A 10000-nucleotide genomic window follows, 5' to 3' on the forward strand; every position below is an offset into this window, starting at 1 on the left:
TAAAAACATCCATCCCAATAATTTTAAAATTATCAGGATGAAATTTTAACAAGTAGGAGAGTAAACTAATCAAACTAAGTATTATCTTTTATAAGATTACCAAAGATAATTAAACTGAGCAAATCCTGTATGGGTATTGCCATCTTTATCAAACATTCCATTATAGTTTAAACTAAAATAGAAAGCTTCATTAACAGGAACGATAAAAGAAGTACTTACAAATTTTTGTATTCTTGGTAAATAAAACTCATCACTTACTTTTATATTACCAAATCTAGCCTCCGCTTCTACTTTAGGATTGATATTAAACTTAGCTCCAAGTTCTACTGAAGTTTTTAAATTAGGCAACCAATCTCTAAACCAAGTAAAGCTTGTTTTAGTAGAGAAAAGATTTAAATAGTTTGCATAGGTTCTTTCTCCACCTTGAACTGTTGCTTGTCCTATAGTGTCTTTCATAGAAAAAGCTTCAGTATAACCTCCTTCATAAGCAAGACCTATTTCAGGGGAGAATATATCTTTATTAGAAATAAAATTCATACCTAAGGCTGTATTGACTCCATAAGCATAAGAATTAGGTTCAGCTTTAGCTTCATTATTTCCTATTTTTTTAGTTAAATCATTTTTAATCAAAGCAGCTTTACTTTGAGCTTTGATATAAACTTCTTGACCTTTTTCTGTAGTAAATAAGGTATTAAAGTATTTTAAACCTGCATAATAGGTTCTATTATTAATATCAAAATAAGTTGAACCCATTTTTGTATCTTCATAACCTGCATACACACCATATATTCCACTGTCTTTTAAAGTAGAATAACCTATAATGGTTCCTTTAGTGTGTCCTTTGCTTTCTTCATTTAAAGAAAGTTCAACATTCTGTGAAGAAGCATAAGGAAGGATGAATAAAGAATGTTCTTTATTAGAACCATAGCTTCCATTATTTAAATCACTCTTTATATAATCACTTGCATCTGCATATAAATTACCCTTTTCAGACATAGCAATGCTTTGAGATTTACTTGAAGAAGCTAAAGCAAAAGTTTGCATAGAATTACCCATAACATTATCTATAAAGGTTGATCTTCTTGAAGTAGTAGAGATTAAAGATCTAAAGGTTGCACCTGATATGGAAGCACTAAGATCAAACCTTTTATGAATTTTTCCTGTTGAAGGATCATAGATTAAATCAATTTCTCCACTACCATTGGTTCCTATATTGCCAATATTACCTGGTTTTACCCCTGAGATGATATCATTTATATCTCCTATTCCATCTAGATCAGCATTGCCTTGATCAACGGTTATATTATCTACTTTTACATTATCCGTATTGCTTCCACCTACAACCACAGTGTCTAATTTACCTGTATCTTTATCTGTAGAAACAACCCAATCTTCTATGATTATGCTACCATTACCATTATTGGTTACGTGATTGCCGTTATCACCTTTATTTATGGTTCCTTGGTTGTCAATAGTTATAGTTCCACCACCATTATTGGTAATACCTCCACCTATAGTAGCACCTTCTCCATTAGAAATTTCAAGTTTATTATCACTATTGTTAGTGATGGAACCACTTATACCTGTATTAGAATTAGAAGTGTTAGTGATGGAATCAAGTTTACCACCATTTTCTACTACTATATTTCCTGAGATAGAACCACTTCCTGTATTGGTAATACCACCTTCAACTGAACCTCCACTTTCTACTTTGATTTCACCATTAATAGAACCATTGCCTTGATTGACTATACCAGAGCCTCCACTTGAAGAGCTAACACTACCACCTGAGATGATAATGCCACCTTTTTTATCATCATCGCTACTGCTACCACCTATGATACCTTCATTGACTATACCAGCAGCTCCACCACTTACTTCACCTGAGATGGTGATTTGGGTATTGATTTCTTTACCGTCTCCTATATAAATTCCAGCGTTACCACCATTTACAACAGCATCTTGTTTAACTTCAATTCCACCGACTACTATAGGTTTAGAATTTATATGTTCTATATTAATACCATTGTTTCCAGCCTGAATGCTACTGCCACTTTCTAAAATGATGCTACCTAGATCTATTTTACTGTCACGGTTCCAAGTATAATCAGCCAAACTTATACCATCTAAATTTGCTTTTATAGAGCCTTTGTTAACAAGGGTTTCTATTTTACTACCACCACTTACTATTATACCATTAGATTTTGATGTAATAGTTCCATCATTGGTAAAATTGTTAATAGTAGATGTATAAGCAGAACCATATCTTCCAACAATAATAGCTGCATTTTTTTTATCACTACTAGTTGATTCTATGGTTCCTTTGTTGGTAAAGTTTTCTATGATAGCATTATCCAGAGCTACACCTACAGCACCAGAGATTAAGCCTTGATTGGTATTGGTAATGCTTTTCACTCTTGAACCGGCAAGTCTTATACCTGATGACCCAAGTATGGTTCCACTATTGGTAAAGTTTTTTATGGTGCTTTGTAGTATATATATGCCATTAGCATTGCTTGCTATGGTTCCGCTATTGTTAAAGTTTTCTACAGTGCTTTGATCTCCTATCTTTAAACTATTATAATTTTTTAAACCATGAATCAAACCATGATTGGTAAAAGTCTTTATTTTTGCAGTAGATATATCTACCACAGTAGTAAGATCACTTTGCACAGTTCCACTATTTATAAAATTATCTATATTAAAAGTTCCCTGAGAAGTTGATGATCCCATAGAAATGATACCATTAATTTGACCTGTATTTTCAAAGGTATTAACAGTGAGACTTCCATTAAAACCTGGTTTAGGTACTACATATACTTGACCATTGATGGTTCCTTTATTGCTAAGATTAACTGTAGAAGTATCACTGTTGCTAGCACTGATTTCGATCATTCTATTTATATTACCTGTATTACCTAAAGTTCCATCTTGTTCAATTGTTATAGAATGAGGACCATTTCCAGTGGCTTCTATTGAGTTGGTTACTAATCCGTTTATAGTCGTAGTAATCCTAGCTTGAGGAGTATACACACTTGCTGAACTAGCTTTAGTATTTTTACTTATTTCATCATAAGTTTTTATTTCAGGAGTAGGTGCAGCATTTGCACAACTAGCTAAGAAAGAAATAGCAGCTAAAGATAAAACTATCTTTTTAGAATTTAAATGGGATTTTCTAATCCCCCCCCCCCGTAAACATCTTACTTGAAATAATATTTTTACTCAAATATTTTTCTCCTTCCTTATTTTAAATTTTTTAAAGATTGGTTTTATAAATCATATTTTAATAATAATATCAAATATAAAACTGCGGAATGATAAAATATTTAAACTTAAAATATAATTAAATACTAACATTGAAAATCATCAATATTGTTAAATTTTAATTAAAATTTGTTTTAAATAAAGAAGTTAGTTTAATAAAAGTAAAATTATATGAAATGTTATTTTACAAAACACAACGAAGATTTAAGTTGTATAAGCGTGAATTTTCACGCTTACTCTAGTTCATATTTTTTGATCAAAGTATTGTAAAATCCATTGGTTTTTGTCTCATCTATACCTTTATCAAAAATTTCTACCAATTCTTTTTGTTTGTTTTTATCAAAAGCAAAGCTAAAGCCTTCTCCACCATCCATTTCTTGGTAAAAACTTATCAAGTCTGGATTTTCAGCTAAAAAACCTTTAGCAGTATCTTCATCTGCGATAATAGCATCAATTTTGTTGTTTTTTAGTGCTAAAATAGCAATATTTAAATCTTTATTGCTTTGCACTTGTGCATTTTTGATAGCTTTTGCAGTATTTTCTTGTAAAGTTCCTAGTTGAACTCCTATTTTTTTACCTTCTAAATCATTTTTCGTTTGAAGTAAATTGTTACTTTTTAGTTTAAGATAAAGATTTTTACTCATATAGTAAGGTTTAGTAAAATCAACACTCTGTCTTCTTTCATCTGTTGCACTCATAGCCGAGGCAATCATATCAATTTTACCAGCTTTTAAAGCAGGTATTAGCCCATCGAAATTGGTTTCAACCCAAACAATTTTAATACCATTTTTTTTGGCGATCTCTTCTACTAGATCCGTATCAAAACCTGTGAGTTTTGAATTTTCTTTATAATTAAAAGGTTTATAGTTTGGGGCGGTTCCAACCTTTAATTCTACGCTTGCATTTGTTTCTTTGTTTTTAGAATCATTGCAAGCGTTTAAAAATAAGCCAACCAAGGCAACTAAAACAACACTAAATATTTTTTTCATTCTCTTCCTTTGATATAAAATGTTTTAAAATTATACTTATTTTAAATTTATATTTAATTAAGTCTGATTGCTTTTTGCAATTTTAAATTATATAATCTTTAAAATATATTTTTATACAAAATTTTCAAAAACCTACCAAATATTTATACTATTTAATCCTTTATTTAATCCCCTTTTAAGTTTAATTGGTTATACTTTCATTTCCTTTTTTGAAAAAAGGACTTAAAATCTTTTAAATTATAAAGTTTCACTAACTGAGTAGATTTTATAAATTAACTTTATTTTAGATTTTTTAAGTTTTTAAATTATTTGAGTTTTTAACTTTCTTAATTTTTTAATTTAAAACTAAAAAGCTTTTTTATAAATCTTGTTTTTAATTTAAAAACTTTTCTTTTAAAAATGATTTTTTGTTTTGTTCTTTTAAATTAGTATTGTTATTCAAATCTTATTAGTCAATCTTTGAAATCTAAATAAGTGATCGATTGAGCCAGAAAGATTTAGGCATAAGCAATTATGTAAAATCTATTCAATCTAATTTAAAAAGATTAAAAGCTTTTCTTTTAATCTTTTATAACTTTTTCTTTGAAGAAAAAGATTAAACTATCTATAAAAGTAATAAGGTTTATCTCTTTAATGCAATCTAAGTAGTTTATCTATATTAGGTTGGCGGGGTAGGCCTTTAGCTTGCTTCTTAGTCAAGGCTTTGCCTTGATGCTAAAGAAGGTTTATTATGGAGAGTTTGATCCTGGCTCAGAGTGAACGCTGGCGGCGTGCCTAATACATGCAAGTCGAACGATGAAGCTTCTAGCTTGCTAGAAGTGGATTAGTGGCGCACGGGTGAGTAAGGTATAGTTAATCTGCCCTACACAAGAGGACAACAGTTGGAAACGACTGCTAATACTCTATACTCCTGCTTAACACAAGTTGAGTAGGGAAAGTTTTTCGGTGTAGGATGAGACTATATAGTATCAGCTAGTTGGTAAGGTAATGGCTTACCAAGGCTATGACGCTTAACTGGTCTGAGAGGATGATCAGTCACACTGGAACTGAGACACGGTCCAGACTCCTACGGGAGGCAGCAGTAGGGAATATTGCGCAATGGGGGAAACCCTGACGCAGCAACGCCGCGTGGAGGATGACACTTTTCGGAGCGTAAACTCCTTTTCTTAGGGAAGAATTCTGACGGTACCTAAGGAATAAGCACCGGCTAACTCCGTGCCAGCAGCCGCGGTAATACGGAGGGTGCAAGCGTTACTCGGAATCACTGGGCGTAAAGGGCGCGTAGGCGGATTATCAAGTCTCTTGTGAAATCTAATGGCTTAACCATTAAACTGCTTGGGAAACTGATAGTCTAGAGTGAGGGAGAGGCAGATGGAATTGGTGGTGTAGGGGTAAAATCCGTAGATATCACCAAGAATACCCATTGCGAAGGCGATCTGCTGGAACTCAACTGACGCTAAGGCGCGAAAGCGTGGGGAGCAAACAGGATTAGATACCCTGGTAGTCCACGCCCTAAACGATGTACACTAGTTGTTGGGATGCTAGTCATCTCAGTAATGCAGCTAACGCATTAAGTGTACCGCCTGGGGAGTACGGTCGCAAGATTAAAACTCAAAGGAATAGACGGGGACCCGCACAAGCGGTGGAGCATGTGGTTTAATTCGAAGATACGCGAAGAACCTTACCTGGGCTTGATATCCTAAGAACCTTATAGAGATATGAGGGTGCTAGCTTGCTAGAACTTAGAGACAGGTGCTGCACGGCTGTCGTCAGCTCGTGTCGTGAGATGTTGGGTTAAGTCCCGCAACGAGCGCAACCCACGTATTTAGTTGCTAACGGTTCGGCCGAGCACTCTAAATAGACTGCCTTCGTAAGGAGGAGGAAGGTGTGGACGACGTCAAGTCATCATGGCCCTTATGCCCAGGGCGACACACGTGCTACAATGGCATATACAATGAGACGCAATACCGCGAGGTGGAGCAAATCTATAAAATATGTCCCAGTTCGGATTGTTCTCTGCAACTCGAGAGCATGAAGCCGGAATCGCTAGTAATCGTAGATCAGCCATGCTACGGTGAATACGTTCCCGGGTCTTGTACTCACCGCCCGTCACACCATGGGAGTTGATTTCACTCGAAGCCGGAATACTAAACTAGTTACCGTCCACAGTGGAATCAGCGACTGGGGTGAAGTCGTAACAAGGTAACCGTAGGAGAACCTGCGGTTGGATCACCTCCTTTCTAGAGTACAAAGTAATAAGTCTCACAACTATTACTTCAAATATATAAACTCAATTGATTCTTGTTTAGATTTCAAAGATTGATTAAAGCTAATTGTTTATGGGGAATTAGCTCAGCTGGGAGAGCGCCTGCTTTGCACGCAGGAGGTCAGCGGTTCGATCCCGCTATTCTCCACCATTTATTAAGGGCCTATAGCTCAGCTGGTTAGAGTGCACCCCTGATAAGGGTGAGGTCACAAGTTCAAGTCTTGTTAGGCCCACCATAAAAAAGATTTGAATAAAAAAGCTTTAAAATCTAAAGCAAGTATATAAAGTAGATTAAATATAAAATATAAACTCTATACTTAGATTTATTTTTTTATCTTTAACTATAAAAGAATATACTTTATATAGATATAAGTAGCATATACATTATGTATTTATATTTATAATGATTATATTAATATATATACTTCCTTTAGGTTTTAAACCTAAATGTTCTTTTTAATTATCATTGTTAAGAGTCACAAGCAAGTTTTAATAAAAACAATTTTACAGGACTTGTTAAAGGATAAAACCTATTTATCTTTTCTTTGGTTTAACTTATATCTTTTAATTATCTTTATCTTTAAAATAAAGAGAATATTAGATTTAAGATTTATAAATTAAAGACAAGTTTCAAACTCACAGCTTAGTTGAGACTAAATCATTTAGTTCTATATTAAGGTTTGAATGCTTTCCGTCTTAAGATAAAGAAGTCTTATCATAAAAACTTTAACAAGGAAGTGATGCGTTTTAGAATCAATAAAAAAGGTAGAAGTTAGGTTATATCTAACTTTTATGCAAATTGTTTTTTTAGTGATTAAGAATTGAAGCTTTATCTACATTAATTTTTTAATGAATGTTTAGTTTATTTCGTTTTAAGCCTAATATCTTTTAGGTTGGCGGGGTAGGCCTTTAGCTTTGGTTCTTTAAGATGAGCTTTGCTCATCTGCTAAAAGAACATCAAAAGGTAAGCTACTAAGAGCGAATGGTGGATGCCTTGACTGGTAAAGGCGATGAAGGACGTACTAGACTGCGATAAGCTACGGGGAGCTGTCAAGAAGCTTTGATCCGTAGATTTCCGAATGGGGCAACCCAATGTATAGAGATATACATTACCTATATAGGAGCGAACGAGGGGAATTGAAACATCTTAGTACCCTCAGGAAAAGAAATCAATAGAGATTGCGTCAGTAGCGGCGAGCGAAAGCGCAAGAGGGCAAACCCAGTGCTTGCACTGGGGGTTGTAGGACTGCAATGTGCAAGAGCTGAGTTTAGCAGAACATTCTGGAAAGTATAGCCATAGAGGGTGATAGTCCCGTATGCGAAAAACAAAGCTTAGCTAGCAGTATCCTGAGTAGGGCGGGACACGAGGAATCCTGTCTGAATCCGGGTCGACCACGATCCAACCCTAAATACTAATACCAGATCGATAGTGCACAAGTACCGTGAGGGAAAGGTGAAAAGAACTGAGGTGATCAGAGTGAAATAGAACCTGAAACCATTTGCTTACAATCATTCAGAGCACTATGTAGCAATACAGTGTGATGGACTGCCTTTTGCATAATGAGCCTGCGAGTTGTGGTGTCTGGCAAGGTTAAGCAAACGCGAAGCCGTAGCGAAAGCGAGTCTGAATAGGGCGCTTAGTCAGATGCTGCAGACCCGAAACGAAGTGATCTATCCATGAGCAAGTTGAAGCTAGTGTAAGAACTAGTGGAGGACTGAACCCATAGGCGTTGAAAAGCCCCGGGATGACTTGTGGATAGGGGTGAAAGGCCAATCAAACTTCGTGATAGCTGGTTCTCTCCGAAATATATTTAGGTATAGCGTTGTGTCGTAATATAAGGGGGTAGAGCACTGAATGGGCTAGGGCATACACCAATGTACCAAACCCTATCAAACTCCGAATACCTTATATGTAATCACAGCAGTCAGGCGGCGAGTGATAAAATCCGTCGTCAAGAGGGAAACAACCCAGACTACCAGCTAAGGTCCCTAAATCTTACTTAAGTGGAAAACGATGTGAAGTTACTTAAACAACCAGGAGGTTGGCTTAGAAGCAGCCATCCTTTAAAGAAAGCGTAATAGCTCACTGGTCTAGTGATTTTGCGCGGAAAATATAACGGGGCTAAAGTAAGTACCGAAGCTGTAGACTTGCACACAACTTAGATTATTTAAGTTTAGAATATAAAAAACTAAGTTATATGTTTTAAGTTATATTTTTACTGATTTTTATAGAGTAAAGATAGAAATAAAACTTAGTAAAATCAGTAAAAATATTCTTGGTTTAAAGTTTAAGTAGTTTAAGTTGTGTGCAAGTGGTAGGAGAGCGTTCTACTTGCGTCGAAGGTATACCGGTAAGGAGTGCTGGAGCGAATAGAAGTGAGCATGCAGGCATGAGTAGCGATAATTAATGTGAGAATCATTAACGCCGTAAACCCAAGGTTTCCTACGCGATGCTCGTCATCGTAGGGTTAGTCGGGTCCTAAGTCGAGTCCGAAAGGGGTAGACGATGGCAAATTGGTTAATATTCCAATACCAACATTAGTGTGCGATGGAAGGACGCTTAGGGCTAAGGGGGCTAGCGGATGGAAGTGCTAGTCTAAGGTCGTAGGAGCTTATATAGGCAAATCCGTATAAGAACACTCCGAGAACTGAAAGGCTTTTTGAAGTCTTCGGATGGATAGAAGAACCCCTGATGCCGTCGAGCCAAGAAAAGTTTCTAAGTTTAGCTAATGTTGCCCGTACCGTAAACCGACACAGGTGGGTGGGATGAGTATTCTAAGGCGCGTGGAAGAACTCTCTTTAAGGAACTCTGCAAAATAGCACCGTATCTTCGGTATAAGGTGTGGTTAGCTTCGTACTAGGATTTACTCCGAAAGCGAAGAAACTTACAACAAAGAGTCCCTCCCGACTGTTTACCAAAAACACAGCACTCTGCTAACTCGTAAGAGGATGTATAGGGTGTGACGCCTGCCCGGTGCTCGAAGGTTAATTGATGGGGTTAGCATTAGCGAAGCTCTTGATCGAAGCCCGAGTAAACGGCGGCCGTAACTATAACGGTCCTAAGGTAGCGAAATTCCTTGTCGGTTAAATACCGACCTGCATGAATGGCGTAACGAGATGGGAGCTGTCTCAAAGAGGGATCCAGTGAAATTGTAGTGGAGGTGAAAATTCCTCCTACCCGCGGCAAGACGGAAAGACCCCGTGGACCTTTACTACAGCTTGACACTGCTACTTGGATAAGAATGTGCAGGATAGGTGGGAGGCTTTGAGTATATGACGCCAGTTGTATATGAGCCGTTGTTGAGATACCACTCTTTCTTATTTGGGTAGCTAACCAGCTTGAGTTATCCTCAAGTGGGACAATGTCTGGTGGGTAGTTTGACTGGGGCGGTCGCCTCCCAAATAATAACGGAGGCTTACAAAGGTTGGCTCAGAACGGTTGGAAATCGTTCGTAGAGTATAAAGGTATAAGCCAGCTTAA

The 10000-nt window shown here is 36.4% G+C and carries 2 protein-coding genes, 2 tRNA genes and 2 rRNA genes (1 of these 6 cut by a window edge); 4 read left to right on the forward strand and 2 right to left on the reverse strand.

Annotated features, from left to right (window positions below; genetic code table 11):
- Window positions 1–96 precede the first annotated feature (96 nt).
- On the reverse strand, window positions 97–2895 hold the full coding sequence (locus AJN70_RS09755) for a hypothetical protein (RefSeq protein ID WP_410002405.1): 2799 nt from the start codon (window positions 2893–2895) through the stop codon (window positions 97–99).
- A gap of 602 nt (window positions 2896–3497) precedes the next feature.
- The gene (locus tag AJN70_RS05685; protein WP_070295591.1) at window positions 3498–4253 is read right to left on the reverse strand and encodes a basic amino acid ABC transporter substrate-binding protein; all 756 of its coding nucleotides are present in this window, start codon (window positions 4251–4253) and stop codon (window positions 3498–3500) included.
- A 727-nt stretch (window positions 4254–4980) separates the two neighbouring features.
- Between AJN70_RS05685 and AJN70_RS05690 the strand changes: the two genes are divergently transcribed.
- The 4 genes from AJN70_RS05690 to AJN70_RS05705 all read left to right on the forward strand — a co-directional run.
- Window positions 4981–6493, forward strand: a 16S ribosomal RNA gene (locus AJN70_RS05690).
- A 101-nt stretch (window positions 6494–6594) separates the two neighbouring features.
- Window positions 6595–6670: transfer RNA gene (locus AJN70_RS05695), tRNA-Ala, on the forward strand.
- 8 nt (window positions 6671–6678) lie between these two features.
- Window positions 6679–6755 (forward strand) — tRNA-Ile (locus AJN70_RS05700).
- A gap of 726 nt (window positions 6756–7481) precedes the next feature.
- Window positions 7482–10000 (forward strand): 23S ribosomal RNA (locus tag AJN70_RS05705) (it continues 540 nt past the right edge of the window).
- The 16S and 23S rRNA genes sit together here with 2 tRNA genes alongside, the layout of an rRNA operon.

Origin of the sequence: Campylobacter sp. BCW_4341 (assembly GCF_001764255.1) — a bacterium.
GTDB classification, from domain to species: domain Bacteria; phylum Campylobacterota; class Campylobacteria; order Campylobacterales; family Campylobacteraceae; genus Campylobacter_D; species Campylobacter_D jejuni.

Coding starts and splice junctions, on each gene's coding strand:
- AJN70_RS09755 (WP_410002405.1), bottom strand. CDS start 2,895: ATGATCGAAATCAGTGCTAGCAACAGTGATACTTCTACAGTTAATCTT.
- AJN70_RS05685 (WP_070295591.1), bottom strand. CDS start 4,253: ATGAAAAAAATATTTAGTGTTGTTTTAGTTGCCTTGGTTGGCTTATTT.